This window comes from Blautia sp. MCC269, from assembly GCF_018785655.1.
Classification (GTDB): domain Bacteria; phylum Bacillota; class Clostridia; order Lachnospirales; family Lachnospiraceae; genus Blautia_A.
Genome location: NZ_WQQE01000063.1, coordinates 34,649 through 53,828, shown reverse-complemented (window position 1 = coordinate 53,828; position 19,180 = coordinate 34,649). Strand labels below are relative to the sequence as shown.

The 19,180-nt window shown below is 43.1% G+C and carries 20 protein-coding genes; 18 read left to right on the top strand and 2 right to left on the bottom strand.

Going from position 1 to position 19,180, the window contains the following annotated elements; translation table 11 throughout:
- Positions 1-117 precede the first annotated feature (117 nt).
- From GPK88_RS16320 to GPK88_RS16270, 11 genes are all read left to right on the top strand, one after another.
- Positions 118-990 carry a phosphoribosylaminoimidazolesuccinocarboxamide synthase gene (locus tag GPK88_RS16320; RefSeq protein WP_015527192.1) on the top strand — a complete coding sequence of 291 codons (873 nt, stop codon included), beginning with the start codon at positions 118-120 and terminating at the stop codon, positions 988-990.
- Between the two features lie 178 nt (positions 991-1,168).
- A complete protein-coding gene (gene srtB, locus GPK88_RS16315; protein WP_173762523.1) occupies positions 1,169-1,990 on the top strand; it encodes a class B sortase in 822 nt (273 codons plus the stop codon).
- Between the two features lie 41 nt (positions 1,991-2,031).
- Positions 2,032-2,754 (top strand): NAD-dependent protein deacylase, encoded by a 723-nt coding sequence (locus GPK88_RS16310; RefSeq protein WP_173762522.1) that lies wholly within the window; start codon positions 2,032-2,034, stop codon positions 2,752-2,754.
- A 103-nt stretch (positions 2,755-2,857) separates the two neighbouring features.
- Entirely contained in the window at positions 2,858-3,052 is a 195-nt protein-coding gene (locus GPK88_RS16305) for a DUF951 domain-containing protein (RefSeq protein WP_021977096.1), read from the top strand.
- 115 nt (positions 3,053-3,167) lie between these two features.
- Positions 3,168-3,455 carry a 30S ribosomal protein S6 gene (gene rpsF, locus GPK88_RS16300; protein WP_021977097.1) on the top strand — a complete coding sequence of 96 codons (288 nt, stop codon included), beginning with the start codon at positions 3,168-3,170 and terminating at the stop codon, positions 3,453-3,455.
- Between the two features lie 80 nt (positions 3,456-3,535).
- Positions 3,536-3,994 carry a single-stranded DNA-binding protein gene (locus GPK88_RS16295; protein WP_118169208.1) on the top strand — a complete coding sequence of 153 codons (459 nt, stop codon included), beginning with the start codon at positions 3,536-3,538 and terminating at the stop codon, positions 3,992-3,994.
- Between the two features lie 48 nt (positions 3,995-4,042).
- Positions 4,043-4,306 (top strand): 30S ribosomal protein S18, encoded by a 264-nt coding sequence (gene rpsR, locus GPK88_RS16290; RefSeq protein ID WP_021651398.1) that lies wholly within the window; start codon positions 4,043-4,045, stop codon positions 4,304-4,306.
- A 245-nt stretch (positions 4,307-4,551) separates the two neighbouring features.
- Positions 4,552-6,600, top strand: coding sequence for a DHH family phosphoesterase (locus GPK88_RS16285; RefSeq protein ID WP_148444819.1), 2,049 nt, complete (start codon positions 4,552-4,554; stop codon positions 6,598-6,600).
- Positions 6,601-6,602: 2 nt separating this feature from the next.
- Positions 6,603-7,049, top strand: coding sequence for a 50S ribosomal protein L9 (gene rplI, locus GPK88_RS16280; RefSeq protein WP_021977100.1), 447 nt, complete (start codon positions 6,603-6,605; stop codon positions 7,047-7,049).
- A 3-nt stretch (positions 7,050-7,052) separates the two neighbouring features.
- Positions 7,053-8,381, top strand: a complete 1,329-nt coding sequence (gene dnaB, locus GPK88_RS16275) for a replicative DNA helicase (protein WP_015527183.1) — start codon at positions 7,053-7,055, stop codon at positions 8,379-8,381.
- A gap of 273 nt (positions 8,382-8,654) precedes the next feature.
- Positions 8,655-9,233: a MerR family transcriptional regulator gene (locus GPK88_RS16270; RefSeq protein ID WP_148444818.1), complete on the top strand. Its 579-nt coding sequence runs from the start codon at positions 8,655-8,657 to the stop codon at positions 9,231-9,233.
- 46 nt (positions 9,234-9,279) lie between these two features.
- Here GPK88_RS16270 and fdxA read toward each other — a convergent pair whose 3' ends face one another.
- Positions 9,280-9,450: a 4Fe-4S ferredoxin gene (gene fdxA, locus GPK88_RS16265; protein ID WP_148444817.1), complete on the bottom strand. Its 171-nt coding sequence runs from the start codon at positions 9,448-9,450 to the stop codon at positions 9,280-9,282.
- Positions 9,451-9,700: 250 nt separating this feature from the next.
- Between fdxA and GPK88_RS16260 the strand changes: the two genes are divergently transcribed.
- Complete coding sequence (locus GPK88_RS16260; protein ID WP_015527179.1) at positions 9,701-9,901, top strand: DUF1858 domain-containing protein; 201 nt, start codon at positions 9,701-9,703, stop codon at positions 9,899-9,901.
- A 100-nt stretch (positions 9,902-10,001) separates the two neighbouring features.
- Here GPK88_RS16260 and GPK88_RS16255 read toward each other — a convergent pair whose 3' ends face one another.
- Positions 10,002-10,763, bottom strand: coding sequence for an adaptor protein MecA (locus GPK88_RS16255; RefSeq protein WP_148444816.1), 762 nt, complete (start codon positions 10,761-10,763; stop codon positions 10,002-10,004).
- A gap of 368 nt (positions 10,764-11,131) precedes the next feature.
- Between GPK88_RS16255 and GPK88_RS16250 the strand changes: the two genes are divergently transcribed.
- The 6 genes from GPK88_RS16250 (at position 11,132) to GPK88_RS16225 (ending at position 19,086) form a co-directional block, all read left to right on the top strand.
- Positions 11,132-11,401, top strand: a complete 270-nt coding sequence (locus tag GPK88_RS16250) for a hypothetical protein (RefSeq protein ID WP_180215135.1) — start codon at positions 11,132-11,134, stop codon at positions 11,399-11,401.
- A 191-nt stretch (positions 11,402-11,592) separates the two neighbouring features.
- On the top strand, positions 11,593-13,242 hold the full coding sequence (locus GPK88_RS16245; protein ID WP_173762521.1) for a glycosyl hydrolase family 18 protein: 1,650 nt from the start codon (positions 11,593-11,595) through the stop codon (positions 13,240-13,242).
- 83 nt (positions 13,243-13,325) lie between these two features.
- Positions 13,326-14,045, top strand: a complete 720-nt coding sequence (locus tag GPK88_RS16240) for an N-acetylmuramoyl-L-alanine amidase (RefSeq protein WP_244094461.1) — start codon at positions 13,326-13,328, stop codon at positions 14,043-14,045.
- A gap of 69 nt (positions 14,046-14,114) precedes the next feature.
- Entirely contained in the window at positions 14,115-16,109 is a 1,995-nt protein-coding gene (locus tag GPK88_RS16235) for a hypothetical protein (protein ID WP_173762520.1), read from the top strand.
- A complete protein-coding gene (locus GPK88_RS16230) occupies positions 16,099-16,809 on the top strand; it encodes a glycosyltransferase family 2 protein (RefSeq protein WP_173771750.1) in 711 nt (236 codons plus the stop codon). Before GPK88_RS16235 ends, GPK88_RS16230 begins: the two co-directional genes overlap by 11 nt.
- Before the next feature lie 18 nt (positions 16,810-16,827).
- Entirely contained in the window at positions 16,828-19,086 is a 2,259-nt protein-coding gene (locus GPK88_RS16225; protein ID WP_173771752.1) for a Chlor_Arch_YYY domain putative glycosylation protein, read from the top strand.
- Positions 19,087-19,180: the final 94 nt, after the last annotated feature.

The following is a 19,180-nucleotide window of genomic DNA, read 5'->3' as shown; positions in this document are numbered from 1 at the left end:
CTTAACGAATACTTATGACTGAAAGGGGCCTGACATCTTGACAGGAGGGCTTGTGAGGTGATACGGTAACGGTGTCGAAAACAAAAATCAAATAACCGAATGATGAGGTGTGAGAACATGCAGGAATTAAAACCAATCAAAGAAGGTAAAGTACGTGAGATCTATGACAATGGAGACAGTCTGATCATGGTTGCAACAGACCGTATCAGCTGCTTTGACGTAATTCTGAATAACGAAGTTACAAAGAAAGGTGCTGTACTGACCCAGATGTCCAAATTCTGGTTTGACATGACTGAGGACATTCTTCCGAACCACATGATCTCTGTAGATACCAAGGATATGCCGGAGTTTTTCCAGCAGGAGAAATTCGAAGGAAAATCCATGATGTGCCGTAAACTGAACATGCTGCCGATCGAGTGTATCGTACGTGGATACATCACAGGAAGCGGCTGGGCAAGCTACAAGGAGAACGGCACTGTATGCGGCATCAAGCTTCCAGAGGGACTGAAGGAATCCGACAAGCTGCCTGAGCCGATCTACACACCATCTACCAAGGCTGAGATCGGTGATCACGATGAGAATATTTCCTTTGAGCAGAGTATCGATCATCTTGAGAAATACTTCCCGGGAAAAGGACGCGAGTATGCAGAAAAGCTTCGTGACAACACCATTGCTCTTTACAAAAAATGTGCAGAGTATGCACTCAGCAAGGGAATCATCATTGCAGATACAAAATTTGAGTTTGGTCTTGATGAGGACGGAAACATGGTCATCGGTGATGAGATGCTGACACCGGACAGCTCCCGTTTCTGGCCGGCAGAAGGCTATGAACCAGGACATGGTCAGCCATCCTTTGACAAACAGTTTGCACGTGACTGGCTGAAAGCCAATCCGGACAACGACTGGACACTTCCGCAGGAGATCGTTGACAAGACTATTGAGAAATATCTCCAGGCATACAAAATGCTTACAGGAAAAGAACTGGCCTGAAAAATAACAGCAGCTCTGAAATAGAATATATCTTACAAGCCGCTTCGGATGCCCATTCCGAGGCGGTTTTCTTTCTATATAAAATTATGATAAAAACAAAACGGTTGCAAGAAAACAGAGGGGTATTTATAATAAATACAGAAACCAGGCAATCCTGACAGATCAAAGGAGAGTGATTATGAGCAGGAAAGACAAGGAAAAGAAGAAGAAAAAAACAACAGGAGATTATATTCTCACTTTTGTACTGATCGTGGCAATCTGCGTATTCTGCTATGCAGCTTTTAACCTGTATCATATTTATACAGAATATAAAAAAGGCACAGATGAGTATAACAGTATCTCGGAAATGGCAGTAACAGAGCGTGATCCGGATGATACCGAAGATCTGGGACAGCCGGAGAACCAGCCGACAGCTCCCATAAGCATTGATTTTGCATCGCTTAAGAGTATTAATGATGATGTAATTGGCTGGATTTACATGGAAGCACTGCCGCAGATCAGTTATCCGGTGGTACAGGGAGAAGATAACAATACGTATCTGCATCAGACATATGAGAAAAATTATAATTTTGCAGGAACCATCTTTATTGATTATGAAAATAAAAGAGATTTCAGTGACTGCAATACGCTGGTGTATGGCCATAATATGAAAAATGGTTCCATGTTTGGAATGCTGAAGAAATACAGAGCTGATGAGACGCTTTACAATACCAGTAAATATTTCTGGATTCTCACTCCGGAGAAGAATTACCGATATGAGATTATTGCGGCATATACCACTTCTGTAAACAGTGAGACGTATACGTTGTTTAAAGGGCCTGGCAGCGAATTTCTGGAGTATGAGAAAAAGATGTTTCAGAATTCCGAGATCCAAACAGATGCCAGTGCAGAAGATGCAGATGTGAAGGACAAAATTGTTACATTGTCCACCTGTACCGGAAACCAGGCAACCCGTTTTGTAGTACAGGGGAAACGGGTGAACGCAGTGGATCCGCAGTAGATTTTTTTTGCACAACAAAAATAAACGGGAGGAAGAACGATATGGGAAATGAAATCGAAACATTACAGAAAATCATTGATGAGAGTGATAATATCGTGTTTTTTGGTGGAGCGGGAGTTTCCACAGAAAGCGGGATCCCGGATTTTCGAAGCCAGGACGGGCTGTATAACCAGAAATATGATTACCCGCCGGAGACGATCTTAAGCCATACGTTTTTTATGCACAGACCTGAAGAATTTTTTAAATTTTACAGAGATAAGATGCTTTGCGATACTGCAAAACCCAATGCGGCACATCTGAAACTGGCAGAGATGGAGCAGGCAGGAAAGCTGAAAGCGGTGATCACTCAGAATATTGACAATCTTCATCAGATGGCAGGAAGCAAAAAAGTTCTGGAACTTCACGGAAGTGTTTACCGCAATCATTGTATGAAGTGTGGGAAATTCTATGATTTTAAGTATATGAAGGAGTCAGAAGGAGTTCCGAAATGTACCTGTGGTGGTATGATCAAACCGGATGTGGTTCTCTATGAGGAAGGTCTGGATGACTATACGATCCAGGAATCTGTAAGAGCAATTTCAGAGGCGGAGGTTCTGATCATCGGAGGAACATCCCTGGCTGTGTATCCGGCAGCAGGTCTGATCGATTATTTCAGGGGAAATCATCTGGTGGTGATCAACAAGGCGCCGACACCGAGAGACAAATATGCGGATCTTCTTATTAAAGAACCGATCGGAAAGGTGTTCTCTCAGATACGGATCTGATAAACTGCATAGCAGTTATCCGGTGCAGGGCTACGTAGTGAATGCGGATATTTTTATCCGTTTGACTAAAATATCCGGAAAAAAGAAAAATGAGGAGTATCAAATGGGATTAAATTATGAAGTAGGAGATATTGTCACACTGAAGAAGGCGCACCCCTGTGGCAGCAAAGAATGGGAGATCCTTCGTGTAGGAGCGGATTTTCGTCTGAAATGCATGGGCTGCGGACATCAGATCATGGTGGCACGCAAGCTTGTGGAGAAAAATACACGAGATTTGAAAAAATTCGAAAAAAATTAAATTTATGCTTTACATCACGGGAAAGATATGCTAGAATCAACAATCGTGATATATTTCATATCCTTGCTCTTTGACAGGCAAAGGGCCAAAAGACCATAAGGAGGTTAAGACAAGCATGAACAAGTACGAGTTAGCATTAGTTGTGAGCGCTAAGCTTGAGGACGAAGCACGTGACGCTGTAGTTGAGAAAGCAAAAAGCTATATTACACGTTACAACGGCGTGATCACAGAAGTTGAAGAATGGGGTAAGAAGAAATTAGCTTACGAGATTCAGAAAATGCATGAAGGCTTCTACTATTTTATTCAGTTTGAAGCAGATTCTCAGTGCCCAGCGGAGATCGAGAGACATGTCCGCATCATGGACAATGTATTAAGATACCTGGTTGTCAAGAAAGAGGCATAATTTTTGCAGCGGATTTTCGAAAACACCATTAAGAACCTGTTCAGTTAAGTGAAATCTGAGATCATAAGAGAGGTAGAACGATGAACAAAGTAATATTAATGGGACGCTTGACAAGAGATCCTGAGGTAAGATATTCCGCAGGAGAAAATGCCCTGGCAATCGCCAGATATACACTGGCAGTTGACCGCAGATTCCGTCGTGACGGAGAGGCAAGTGCAGATTTTATCAACTGTGTTTCTTTCGGACGTACAGCAGAGTTTGCGGAAAAGTATTTCAGACAGGGACTGAAAATTGCAGTTACGGGACGTATCCAGACAGGAAGTTATACGAACCGTGAGGGACAGAAGGTTTATACGACAGAGGTTGTTGTTGAGGATCAGGAGTTTGCTGAGAGCAAAGCATCAAGCGACAGCTATGCAGCATCTCATCCGAGAACAGAAGCAGCACCTGCACCGTCTATGCCGAGTCCGAGCGCAGCAAGCGCCGACGGCTTCATGAATATTCCAGATGGAATTGATGAGGAGCTGCCGTTCAACTAGAACATCTGATCAAGACAGATGAGACGAATAAGATAGGAGGAAACAATCATGGCTTACAATAGAGGCGAGAGACCAGATTCTCCGATGAAGAGAAGAGGCGGACGCAGAAGAAAAAAAGTTTGTGTATTCTGCGGTAAAGAGAATAACGAGATCGATTACAAGGATGTAGCAAAGTTAAGAAAGTATGTTTCCGAGAGAGGTAAAATTCTCCCGAGAAGAATTACAGGTAACTGCGCGAAACATCAGAGAGCGCTGACAGTTGCTGTTAAGAGAGCACGTCATATGTCCCTGATGCCATACGTTCAGGACTAATTCCGATTATCCACAGGGTCGTTGTCAGACAGATGAGCAGTCATCTGAATGACAGCGGCCCTGTTTTTTGTTTTCGGTGATAATAAAAAATTATAAAAAAAAAGCTGTTGCTGGCTGCAGGAGGAGTAATGATGGTGGATCGTCAGATATAACAGATTTTATCATAACTATGGAATTATAATAAGAAATCTGGTATAATAATAGATAACTTGTGGTTTTTATTACGTTGAGAACAGGAAAAAGCAATGAACAACAAAGTCAAATTTAAAGGGCCTATGAAACACTTCATGCGCTGGCCACTGTATCTTTCGGTTCTGGTGGTGCTGCTGGATCTGCTGGTGTTTATTGTAAGTGTGAAGGCCGGAATTCTGGTGTCTGTAGGTACTGTTATTTATATTTTTATCGCAGTACAGCTTTTCCGATATCACAAACCGCTGATCATCAATGACATGATCGCATTTGCCAATCAATATGATGTGGTGGAAAAGAGGATGCTGGAAGAACTGGCGCTTCCCTATGCCATTATGGACATGGAAGGCCGAATGATCTGGTCCAACCGTATTTTTTCGGAGATCACGGGTAGAGATCAGTTCTATAAAAAAAATATCAGCACAGTTTTTCCGGACATTACTCCGGACAAGCTCCCGGTGGCCGATGAGCTGGAAATTTCCGAGATGAGTACACATTTCGGGGACCGGATCTACCGGGTATCCATGCAGAGGGTGACTATGGGAGAAGTGGTGAGTCATGCAGATATTCTGGAGGATATGTCCCAGAATGTCAGTCTGATTGCCATGTATCTTTATGATGAGACAGAGCTTAAGGAATACATTCAGAAGAATGAAGACAATAAGCTTGTGGTGGCGCTGGCTTATCTGGATAATTATGAGGAAGCTCTTGAGAGCGTGGAGGATGTGCGGAGATCTCTTCTGATTGCATTGATCGACCGTAAGATCACGAAGTATTTTTCCAACTTTGACGGCCTTGTGAAAAAGCTTGAGAAAGATAAATATCTTCTGATCATGCGCCAGAGTTCGCTGGAAACTTTGAAGGAACAGAGATTCCATATTCTGGATGAGGTGAAGACTGTTAACATCGGAAATGAGATGGCAGTAACCTTAAGTATTGGAATAGGTCTGAATGCTTCCACTTATATTCAGAATTATGAGTATGCCAGAATTGCCATTGAGATGGCACTGGGACGTGGCGGCGATCAGGTAGTAATCAAAAATGGCAATAATATCACCTACATTGGCGGCAAGGCTCAGCAGATGGAGAAGTCCACCCGTGTGAAGGCCCGTGTGAAAGCTCAGGCACTGAAGGAATTTATGAGCACCAAGGATCGTGTGGTCGTTATGGGCCATAAGATCACCGATGTGGATGCGCTGGGAGCAGGAATTGGTATTTATCGCGCAGGTAAGACTCTTGGCAAGCCGGTGCATATTGTAATTAACGATCCGACAACATCCATCCGTCCACTGATGAGTGGCTTTATGGAGAATCCGGATTATGAGCCGTCCATGTTTGTGGACAGCAACCAGGCCAAGGAACTGGTAGATAACAATACGGTAGTAATCGTGGTGGATACCAACAAACCAAGTTATACGGAGTGCCAGGATCTTCTCTATATGACAAAGACCATCGTGGTACTGGATCATCACCGCCGTGGCAGTGAGGTGATTCAGAATGCAGTTCTTTCCTATGTGGAGCCATATGCATCTTCAAGCTGCGAAATGATCGCGGAGATCCTGCAGTATTTTGCGGATGGACTGAAGCTTCGCAGCATTGAGGCGGACTGTATTTATGCGGGTATTATGATAGATACCAACAACTTTACAACAAGGGCAGGTGTACGTACCTTTGAGGCTGCGGCATTCCTGCGAAGATGCGGGGCGGATGTGACACGTGTACGTAAGATGCTCCGTGACAATATTGATTCCTATAAGGCAAGAGCGGAGGCTGTCCGTACTGCTGAGATCTACCGGGATTATTTTGCCATTGCAAGATGCCCAAGTGAAGGTCTGGAAAGCCCTACTGTTGTAGGTGCACAGGCGGCCAATGAGCTTCTTAACATTGCCGGAGTCAAGGCATCTTTTGTTCTTACCAGCTATAATAACGAGGTTTACATCAGTGCCAGAGCCATTGATGAAGTCAATGTCCAGGTTATGATGGAACGGATGGGCGGCGGCGGACATCTGAATATTGCCGGCGCACAGGTGAAGGACACCATGGATGAGACCGAGAGAATGCTGAAAGAAATTATAGACCAGTTATATCAGGAAGGGGACAAATAGAAATGAAAGTAATTCTTCTGGAAGATGTAAAATCCCTGGGAAAAAAGGGACAGATCGTAAATGTAAGTGACGGATATGCAAGAAACATGATCCTGCCGAAAAAACTTGGTGTTGAGGCTACCTCCAAGAACCTCAATGATCTGAAACTCCGTAAGGCAAATGAGGAAAAGGTTGCACAGGAGAACCTGGACGCTGCCAAGGCATTTGCAGAGGAGCTTTCCACAAAAGAGATCATCCTGACCCTGAAAGTGGGCGAGGGTGGAAGAACATTTGGTTCTGTATCCTCCAAGGAAATCTCAGAGGCAGCCAAGAAACAGCTGAATCTGGATATTGATAAGAAAAAACTTCAGCTGGAGAATCCGATCCGTAATCTGGGGGTTACCAACGTTCCGGTACGTCTCCATCCAAAGGTAACCGGAAGTCTCAAGGTCTGGGTAAAAGAGGCGTAATCAATGGAAGAGGCACTGATCAAGAGGATTCTTCCTCACAGTATTGAGGCAGAGCAGTCAGTGATCGGTTCCATGATTCTGGACCGTGATGCGATTCTTGTGGCTTCTGAGATTCTGACCAGTGATGATTTCTATCAGAAACAGTATGGTATTATCTTTGATGCCATGGTAGAACTCTGTAATGAAGGACAGCCGGTAGATCTGATCACGTTGCAGAACCGTCTCAAGGAGAAAGAACTCCCGCCGGACATCAGCAGTATGGAATATGTCCGTGATCTGATTGCTGCAGTTCCTACCTCTGCCAATGTAAAATATTATGCCAATATTGTCAGTGAAAAGGCAGTTCTCCGCCGGCTGATCCGGACTACGGAAGAAGTCGCCAATGCCTGCTATCTGGAAAAAGACAGCACGGAGACCATTCTTGAGGAATCCGAAAAAAAGCTGTTCAACATCCTGCAGAGAACAAACGGCAGTGATTATGTACCGATCCAGCAGGTTGTATTAAATGCAGTCAGCAACATTGAGAAGGCTTCCAAGCTGAAAGGTTCGGTAACCGGAATTCCAACCGGATTTGTAGATCTGGATTATAAGACCTCCGGTATGCATGCGTCCGATCTTGTACTGATTGCGGCGCGACCTTCCATGGGAAAAACGGCATTTGTACTGAATATTGCTCAGTATATGGCGTTTCGTAAAGATGTGACCGTGGCGATCTTCAGTCTGGAGATGTCCAAGGAGCAGCTGGTAAATCGTCTTCTTGCCATGGAATCTCATGTGGATTCCCAGAATCTTCGTACCGGAAATCTGAAAGATGAGGACTGGACGAAGCTGGTGGAAGGCGCGGATATTATCGGCGGTTCCAATCTTATCATTGACGATACACCTGGAATTTCCATTGCGGAACTTCGATCCAAATGCAGGAAATATAAGCTGGAGCACAATCTTGGAATCATCATGATTGATTACCTGCAGCTGATGAGCGGAAGCGGAAAATCCGACTCCAGGCAGCAGGAGATTTCCGATATTTCAAGATCTCTGAAAGCATTGGCAAGAGAGATCGATGTGCCGGTGATTGCGTTATCCCAGCTGAGCCGAGCCGTAGAGCAGAGACCGGATCACAGGCCGATGCTCTCCGACCTTCGAGAGTCCGGAGCCATTGAGCAGGATGCGGATGTGGTCATGTTCATTTATCGAGATGATTATTACCACAAAGATACCGAGAAGAAAGACATTGCGGAGATCATCATAGCCAAGCAAAGAAACGGCCCCATCGGAACCGTAGAACTGGTATGGCTGCCAAGATACACCCAGTTTGTAAATATGAAAAAGTAGAGCCGTGCAGACGGAAAAATGAAATGCTGTCAGGATGAACACTTGTATTTAGCCTGACAGCATTTTGTTTTTCAGGCTATAGGGCGAAGCCCCACATCGAGCGGCCTTTGGACGCGAGATGTGTAGCACGGCGGGGTTCCGTATGTCAGTAAATCTCTGCTGATAAGTCACATCCGGTAAAATTATGTCAACCGATTCTTCTTGCCATTTCCAGACCCCATGGGTTATACTGTAGACAGCAACAGTGAATCTCTATACAAGGGGGCGTTCACGATGGAGAAAAGATACACGGTGAGACAGGCTGTAACAATGACAGGCGTGAAATCTTATGTTCTGCGGTACTGGGAGGAAGAACTGGATCTTCGGATCGGGCGCAATGAACTGGGACACCGCTATTATACACCGTTTGATATCCAGCTTTTTCTTAAAATAAACGAGTTGAAAAATAGAGGCCTTCAGCTGAAAGCAATCCGCACACTGATTCCTCAGGAAGCGAGAAATACGCATACATCAGATCTTGCGGAAGCCGGTACCGAAATTCTGGACGGAGAAGCAGTTGAGATTGAAGATATTCCGATAAGAGCTCCGGAAGAGGCCGAAGAAATGTTTGAGGAGAAACAGGAGACGGAAACGGCAAAAGTAAAAGAGAACGGCGAGGATAATAAAAAGATCCTGGAATTTCAGGAAATTCTGGAACGTCTGATCCATGAGGAAATGCAGAGGAAAAAAGAAGGAGAATACCGGTGCCGTTCACTGGATGAAGCTATCCGAAAGAAGCAGCAGGCAAGAAGAGAAGCGGCAGCTTCCTGTGAGGGAAAAAAGAATAAAAGAAACAGAAAAGGCTGCCGGTAAACCGGCAGCCTCATTCATTACGGTAGCTTGTTAAGCTAATGGTGCATTACTCAGCAGAGATAGCACCAACTGGACAGGCCTCAGCGCATGTTCCACAGTCAACGCAAGCGTCTGCATCGATCATGTAATGCTCATCTCCCTGAGAAATAGCCTCGTTCGGGCACTCACCCTCGCATGTTCCACAGCTAACGCACTCGTCAGAAATTACATATGCCATAATTGATATCCTCCTTTAAAATGGTGTATTGTATGTATCCCCTACCAGGGATTCTATTCCCATTCTAATATATCTGTTTAAAGAATACAAGTACAAATTTATATACAAAATAAAAATAAGGAAACCAATGTAATACGATAAGGAAAGGGATGAGGAAAGCGTTGATTCCGGCCAGGTTTCGTATTATAATAACAGAACGGAATGGAAACATCAGAAACATTTCGATAAATCAGTAAAGGAGAATACAATCATGGCAAAGGTTACAAAGAGCATGCTGATCGGAGAACTTCTCACAGTAGATCCGAATATTGCACCAATCCTGATGAGAGCAGGAATGCATTGCCTTGGATGCCCGTCTTCTCAGATGGAGTCTCTGGAAGAGGCAGCTATGGTTCATGGACTGGACGCTGACGTTCTCGTAGCACAGATCAATGATTTTCTTGGTGAGTAAGCAGCATCTGCTGTTTTACTGAAAAAAAAGACCGCTGTTGGAAATATGGATCAATCAAAGCAAGGATGATCGTATTTCTGACAGCGGTTTATTTTTTTATTTAAAGTTCGAGAAGTTTCTGAAGTGCATTCTCCGCAATCAGGGTGCCATGTTCCCGAAGGTAGGCTTCCCCGGCAGGAGTAAATGCACGGCCAACTCCATACTCAGAAAGAATGTTGCATACTTTGTTGAATTCTTCCGGTGTGCAGTCAGACTGGTGAAGAACCAGCTGATATCCTCCGTCTTCCCCTTCACGGTAAAGAGTATTGTTTCCGGTAAAGAAACCGTTCATTCCATGAGAAGCGGCGATGACATCGTCAAGTCCTGGGAAGGAATACAGACGGATCAGCCGTATAGAATTCTCGGAAGCCTGTGAAGCGTCCGGGTTTTCCGGATTCTGTGCTGCTGGTTCGGATTTCTTTTCTTCCGGTTTCTGCGGGAGATTTTTGAGTTTGGATTCGCAGAGCTTCTGGAAAATATCAATGATATTATCGGCTCCATCGATCTCAACAGTATCTGCTGGTTTATTTCCTTTAAAAGGAGCAAATTTGGAAAAACGGGTATCCAGTTCTTCCGGATCTTCCACCTTGGTGATGATGAGGATGACGCTTTCTGCGCTTACGGGGATCGCTTCGATCATCAGCGGAATGTTATCAGCTTCAAAACCAAACTGTATCTGAGCCTGCTGCATCATGTCACGGAAGAGCCGTTTGGCTTTCTCGGTACCGTAAGCAAGTTCACTGATACGGATCTGATGGCTGTCCAGATCTTCCTTCGTCAGTGTGCAGCGGATCTGATTGTCGTTGATCTTTTCTATTTTCATATAATCACATCCTATGGTCAATAAATTTAATCTTTTACATACTGTATTATATAACAGCTATACACAAGATGTAAAGATGCATATCAATGGGAAAAAAGAAAATTCCGGGATAAAAATAAAAAAAATTTTATAATTGAACAAAAGGCTTGCATCTGAAAAGAAAAAAGGTATAATAAAAACAGAAAAGCTGCAAGATCTGTAAAAGCAGTAAGAGAACAAAGATAACTTAAAGTCATACTTTTTCTGAAGATAAATTTCTGTGTAAAACTCATCGGCGATTCTGCCATAACACAGAATAAGAAATTTCCCCCTTTTAATTTTTTATATATTACAACGGGATCTGTGCAGCTTTTCATGAACCATTGCTGGTGTTTTCTGAAAATCAAACCAGGAAAGGAGGTCGGGATACGGAAAATATATCACGGGTAAAAAAGAATCCTGCAAAGGCACTCCGTAAAGAACTTGAGATTTACCGGGAAAAAGGTGTTTCTCTTTATCTGAACGGAGAACCAAGCACTCCGAAAAAAATCGCAAAAGCCTGTCAGATTGCGGAAGATGGAGTCTATATGCGGGATTATACAGAAGATGAAGAAGGGCATATCGCCTGTGTAAGCTTTGATTTTATCCGAAAATGTTAAGGATCGACACGAAAGAGAAAGCGGTTCCCCGGAAAGAAAAAGTTCCCCTGAACTCATACATACCATGTGGGGAACCGAAATTATAAATAAAGTGTAAAAAAATATTAAATGTCGATTTTTGTAACGAAATCCAGAGGAAATATGTTATAATAAAAAAAATTGTGACATTCTATACCGAAAGGAAAAAAATAATGATAAAAAAACATATGCCGGTTTTTGTGGTATGTCTGCTGATTGTTCTGGTCTCTCTTATCGGAGGGGCTGTATACGGAATTAACAAGCTGATTCCAACCAGCAAACAGATGGATCTGACGGAATATTATGGTCATAATGCAGATGGAGAAGCTGCATTGATACTTGGAACACAGAAACTGGAGCAGAAAGCTTTGTTTTCGGGAAACGATGTATATCTTCCACTGGATGTAGTAAGTGGGTATCTGAATCAGAGATATTACTGGGACAGCGAAAATAAGAAGATTCTGTATGCAACACCAACTAGTCTTACGGAGGAAGCGGCATCAGAGCAGGCAGACGGAAATGTATGGCTGAAAGATGACACAGTTTATCTGAAACTGGATTATGTAAAAAAGTATACAGATATTGATTCCTATATATATGAAGACCCTGCAAGGGTGGCGATACAGTATAAATTTAGCAATATACAGACAGTAACTGTAAAGAAAGATACAGTAATCCGGTATCGCGGAGGGATTAAGTCGGAAATTCTTACAAAAATCCCTAAAGATACGGTCCTTAGGCTTCTGGATGAAGGAGAGGACTGGGATCAGGTAGCGACTGATGACGGTTATATCGGCTATATTCAGAAAAAAAAGGTAAGCAGTGCGGATACCACAAATTATGAGAGAGATTTTAAGGCGGAAGCATATTCTTATCTTACCATGGATGAACCGGTAAATATGGTATGGCATCAGGTTACCAGTACAGACGCCAACAGCTATTTTGCAGGTGCCGTGCAGAATATGACGGGAGTGAATGTGATTTCACCGACCTGGTTTTCTGTCTCTGATAATGACGGAAATGTATCAAGCCTTGCGTCCGGAGAATACGTTATGCAGGCGCATGAAAAAGGCCTGAAAGTCTGGGGATTGGTAGATAACTTCAGTGAAAATATGAGTACAACGACGGTACTTTCCAAAACCAGTTCCAGACAGAATCTTGAGAATCATCTGGTCACATATGCACTGAAATCCGGCCTGGATGGTATTAATATTGATTTTGAGTCCTTAAGTGAAGATGTGGGAATTCATTTCCTTCAGTTTCTGAGAGAACTTTCCATTCAGTGTCATGAGAACAATCTGGTACTTTCTGTGGACAATCCGGTACCTGAGGATTTCACAAGTCATTATGACAGAACCGAACAGGGTAAAGTTGTGGACTATGTGATTATTATGGGATATGACGAACACTATGTTGGTTCGGATGCCGGTTCCGTGGCATCACTTCCATGGGTGGAGCAGGGAGTTAAAGATACCCTTGCAGAAGTTCCGGCCAAGAGAACCATCCTTGCTATTCCATTCTATACAAGGCTCTGGAAAACGACAGATGGTGGTGCTCTTACCAGTGAGGCGATCGGAATGGATCAGGCACAGCAGGTAATCAGCGAGAATGGAGCAGAGACTTACTGGGACAAGACTACAAGTCAGAATTATGGAACCTACGAAGGTGATGGGGCTACATACCAGATCTGGCTGGAAGATGCACAGTCTGTTGCAGAAAAAGTAAAACTGATCAGCAAATATGAACTTGCTGGTGTGGCAGAATGGAAACTCGGATTTGAAAACAGTGGAATCTGGAGTGTAATAACAGAAAACCTGTCATAAACAGAAAAAAATATTATACGACACAATGATAAAAACATCCCCGGCAACATATATTAAAATAAATATGCCGGGGGTGCTTTGCGTTGAAAAAGCATTATGTAGAGCTTGGTATGGCAGTGCTCATGCTGGTCTGTTTTTATATTTTGTCCAGGGAGGCAGCAGAAACAGCAGGAAAACTTGCGGATGTATCCGGAAATATAAAAAACAGCCAGGTGATTCTGATTGATGCCGGGCACGGAGGTGTGGACTCCGGGATGGTTGGTGTCAATGATCTGAAAGAAAAGGGCATTAATCTGGTAATCTCCATGAAATTAAAAGCGATTCTGGAGAAAAAAGGATTTGCAGTAGTGATGACAAGAGAAGAAGACAGGGGCCTTTATGAAGAGAATACAAAGAATATGAAGGCACAGGATCTGCAAAATCGCATTGCAATGATTCAGAAATATTCTCCGGTACTTTCGGTAAGCATTCATCAGAACAGTTACAGCGATCCACAGGTAAAAGGTCCGCAGGTATTTTATTATGAAGATTCAAAAAAGGGGAAGGAACTTGCACTTTCCATTCAGGAGCAGATGAATGATCAGCTTTCTGTTGCACGGCCAAGAGCTGCCAAGGGAAACCGGACGTATTATCTGCTTAAAAGAAGCAGCGGGGTAATTAATATTGTAGAATGTGGTTTCCTTACCAATCCGGATGAAGCGGCACTTCTGCAAAGTGAAGAATATCAGGAAAAAGTTGCAAATGCAGTTGCAGATGGAATTGGTACATATTTAGAGAAGCAGGAGGTGCCTGAAAAAAATTGAAAAAAATGTGAATAGTCTTTTCATAAGAAGGCGATTCTGATATACTTTACGTGAATTGAGGAGAATCCTATGTTTGGAATTATCTATCTTATATTATGTATATTAACAGGAATGGAAATGGTGGGATGTCTGTTTCCGCACCAGACAACTGAAAAAGGAAATCGGATATGGGTGATCCTTCCGGCTGCTTTTGGAACAGGTACGCTGATGCTGACATGGGCAGTATATATTGTTTCCTGGATATTCAGTGTATGTGTGGGAACAGAACATCCTCTTTTTTATGGGAATTTATTGGTGATGCTGGTAACGGCACTGATTTTTCTGATGAATTTTCACCGGAAACGTAAGAACGGAAAAACAGTATTTTCAGCAGGAAATATGGTTACCAGAAGATGGATCCTGAAAAAAGAAATATGTCTGTTTGTGATACTGGCGTTTTTTGTAACCTGGATTATGTTTTATGTCTTTCATATGAAAGACGGAGTGCTGTATTCCGGTTTTTCTGTATATGGTGATTATGCACCTCATACTGCAATGATGCGCTCTTTTTCAAGAGGAAATAATTTTCCTACACAGTATCCTCATTACGGAGGACAGGATGTGAAGTACCATTTTATGTTTCAGTTTCTGGTAGGAAATCTGGAATATCTGGGACTTCGGCTGGATCTGGGATACAATCTGGTAAGTATTCTGTCGCTGGTAGGATTTCTTATGGTGCTTTATGCAATCAGTTACCGGATGTTTTTCAGTTTCTGGGCAGGTGCATTTTCTCTGCTGTTCTTTTTTTTTCGGAGCGGAACTGCGTTCTGGAGATATTTGTGGGAGAATATCAGAACTGGAAATCTTATACAGGCGCTGACAGAAAATACGGTATTTATTGGATATACAACCAATGAAAACTGGGGACTCTGGAATTTTAATGTATATCTGAATCAGAGGCATCTTGCTTTTGGTCTTCTGATAGTGGCTGTGGCCATATGGATTTTTATGGACTGGGTAGAAGCAGGAAGTGGCCGTAAAGAGAAAGGAATTCTGTGGATTCGAAATTGCTTTTTTACCAGAGAAGCATGGATTTGCAGAAATGTGGATACAGCAATTCTGATGGGCTTGTTTTTGGGGCTTACTGCTTTCTGGAATGGGGCTGCACTCATTGGAGGACTTTTAATTCTAGCCGGTTTTGCGGTATTTTCCGATGGAAAGCTGGATTATGCTATTTGTGCGGCGCTGGCTGTTTTTTTCTCGGAACTTCAGTCAAAGATTTTTGTATCCGGAAGTGTTATGAGCCCTTCTCTTTACTGGGGATTTCTGGCAGATCATGCCACGGTAACCGGTGTACTCTGGTATCTGGCTCAGATCAGTGGATTTTTCTTTATCGGATTGGTTGTTGTTGCTGTCTTTCTGAAGAGAAGTGAAAGGGTAATTCTTGGAGGTTTTCTTCTTCCGATGCTGTTTGCTTTTCTGATATCACTGACTCCGGATATCAATGTGAACCATAAATATGTGATGATATCTTATGCGTTTGTTACGGTGTTCTGGGGATGGGTAGTAAGGAATATTTTTCTGTCAGGGAAAACGAAATGGAAGAAGTGGAGCTGTAAAGTGGCCTGTGTAATCTTATGTATCTGCCTGATAGGAACGGGTGTTTATGATTTTGTGGTAATTTTGCTGGATAATGATTCCGCACATCGCATGACCGTAGATATGGAAAGCAGCCTTACAGACTGGCTTTCTTCAAACCTCAAGAAAAACGATCTTCTTCTGACACCGGAATATACCATGAATGAAGTTACCATGTCAGGTGCGATGCTTTACTGTGGATGGCCTTATTATGCCTGGTCAGCAGGATACGATACAAATTACAGAGCCGGGCAGGCGGTAATGATTTACACAACAGACGATCCGCAGGTTTTGAAAACAACAGTGAAAAAGGAAAAAATCACGTACATTCTGTTTGAGGAAGATATGGAATTTGAGCAGCAGGAATGTCGTGAAGATATTATAAAGAAGACGTATCCGTTGGTTTATAAGTCGGAGGATGGGAGAATAAGAGTTTATGAAACATGACAGTTTGTACATTATTATGCCTGCATATAATGAAGAAAAAAATATCGGAGCTGTGATTGAACAGTGGTATCCGGTTGTGGAAAAAATTGGAGGAGACAGCCGTCTGGTGATCCTAAATGATGGAAGTAAGGACGGAACATATGAGAAGATCCGGAAATATCAGGAGAAATATGACCGTCTTATCGGAATTGACAAGCCCAATGAAGGTCATGGAGGAACTATTCTTAGAGGGTATCATTATGCGGTTGACGCCGGAGCAGATTATGTTTTTCAGACAGATACTGACGGACAGACGCTTCCGGAGGAATTCTGGCAGTTCTGGGAAAAACGAAAAGAATGTGGTCTTCTTATCGGATACCGGAAAAAAAGAGAAGATGGAATTTCAAGACTTTTTGTGACAAGAGTTCTCCGCCTTGTGCTGTTTCTCATATTTAAAACGTGGGTAAAAGATGCGAATACTCCTTACCGGCTGATGAACGGAAAGCAGCTTAAAAAAGTACTGAAACGGATTCCGGACGGATTTTTCCTGTCCAATGTACTGATGACAGTGATCTATGAGAAACATCATCTGCATGTGGAATACATCCCGATCACCTTCCGTCCACGTCAGGCTGGAAAAAATTCTATTAATATGAAGCGAATTATACCAATAGGCAAACAGGCATTTCATGATTTCATGCGCCTGCGTCACAGAATCTGATACAGGAGGAACAGAAAGATGAAAGTAAAAATCAGGGAAATACTTCCGGAGTCAGTTGCGGCGGTGGTTCTGATCGCTCTTTCTGCCTATCTTCTTGGCGGAGATGTATGGACTTTCTGGACCTGGTGGCTTCTGGCCCTTTTTATGGGAATGATTGCAATGCCGCTGACCGGAAGACTTTTTGATGGATTTGAAGATAAAGGATGGCTTTTTTCGAAAGTTTTGGCAATTGCCATAACAGGATTTCTTACCTGGTTTCTTGTGGCGGTGGAAATTCTTCCATTTACTTTTGCATCCTGTGCGGGAGTGTCCGTATTTTGTGGGGTAATCTGTGTTATTTTGTTTCATGTACAGCAGAAACATGGAATTGAATGTATTCCAACGGGGAAAATGCACCTGATTTTCAGAGAGGAGCTTCTGTTTTTCGGTATTTTTCTTCTCTGGACATATCTGGCAGGATTTCGTCCTCAGGCATATGGAACAGAGAAATTTATGGATTACGGATTTATGGAAGCCATGATGCGGAGCAAAACACTGCCGGCAAGGGATCTCTGGTACTCTCAGGGAACCATTAATTATTATTACGGTGGTCAGTATTTTGCAGTCTTTCTTACGAAGCTTACAGGCAGCAGAGTGGAAGTAACCTATAATCTGATGCGTACGTTTGTGGCTGCTTTTGCGTTTGTGTATCCATTTTCTCTGGTACGCCAGATGACCAAGGACAGGCTCTACGGGCGTATGAGCGGAAAGAAAAAATATCTGCCGTCTCTTGCGGGAGTGACTGCAGGCATTTCCGTTTCCATTGCGGGAAATGTACATTATATTGTCTATCGCTGTGTTCTGCCACTGCTCCATAAAATACAGGGAGTGGAAGAAAGTGCCAGTTACTGGTTTCCGGATGCCACCCGTTATATAGGCTATAATCCGCTGAATGAAAGCGACAAAACCATTCATGAGTTCCCGAGCTATTCTTTTGTTCTGGGAGATCTTCACGCCCATGTGGTGAATGTGATGTTTGTGACATTTCTGGTGGGGCTTCTTTATGCGTGGTTTAAAAAAGTTCGAAACAGAGGACCGGAACCGGAAAAACAGGACCTGAGAGATTTCTGGCTCAGACAGCTTTTGATGCCGCATATTCTTCTGGCTGCAGTGCTTCTTGGAATGTTCCAGTGGACAAACTATTGGGATTTTGTAATTTATTTTGTGGTAACCGGCGGTGTTGTCCTGATTGCGAATATTATCCGTTTTGGCGGAAAAATCACCAGAATTCTTTCTGTGACTGTTTTGCAGGCTGCAGAGATTATTGTGATTTCCTATCTGGTTATTCTGCCGTTTACTCTGAAATTTGAAACGATGGTACAGGGAGTTGCACTGGCACAGCATCACTCTCTCTGGTATCAGCTTCTGATTCTCTGGGGCCTTCCGGTAGTACTGACTGTTCTGCTGATTGTTTCCATTCTTGTGGAAAAACTGAGAGGCATGAAGCATAAAAGCCTGTACAGACTTCTGGAAGCGGTTACAGTTCCGGATCTTTTTGCGGTAATTATGGGGCTTTGTGCCATCGGACTGATTATCATTCCGGAACTTGTGTATGTAAGAGATATCTATGAAAACGGAAATGCCAGAGCGAACACCATGTTCAAACTTACGTATCAGGCATATATTTTGTTTGGAATGACTATGGGCTATGGAATCTACAGAATGCTGGTAGTTTCAAGACAGAAGATCGTCAAAGTCCTTTCAGGCATAGGGCTTTTTGTGCTGATCTGGACAGTGGGATACTTTGGAAATGCAGTACATTCCTGGTTTGGGGAAGTATGGAATCCGTCAAAATATCAGGGACTGAATGCAACTACATTTCTGGAAACCGATTTTCCGCAGGATGCGGCAGCAATTCGCTGGCTGAAACAGAATATTGAGGGATCTCCGGTTGTGCTGGAAGCCAATGGTGACAGTTACAGCGGATATGAAAGAGTCTCTGCGTCGACAGGCCTTCCTACGGTACTTGGCTGGTATGTTCACGAGTGGCTGTGGAGAAACGACGTGCCGGATCTTAATCAGAAAAGTGCAGATATTCAGACTATTTATACATCCGGCGATGTGGAAACCGTGAAATCTCTTGTAAAGAAATATGACATTTCCTATATTTTTGTAGGTGGACAGGAAAAAGAAAAGTATGGTACCGATCTCAATGACAGCCTGCTTCAGAGCCTTGGAAGTATTGCCTATGTGGATGTGACATCAGGAACCTATATTGTAAAAGTAAGTGGACAGTAAAGGGATAAACAGAAATCTTCGGATGATTCGCAGGAAAGCCTGCAAAAGATTGACAATTTTTCTGTGATAACGCTATAATAGACATATTACAGGT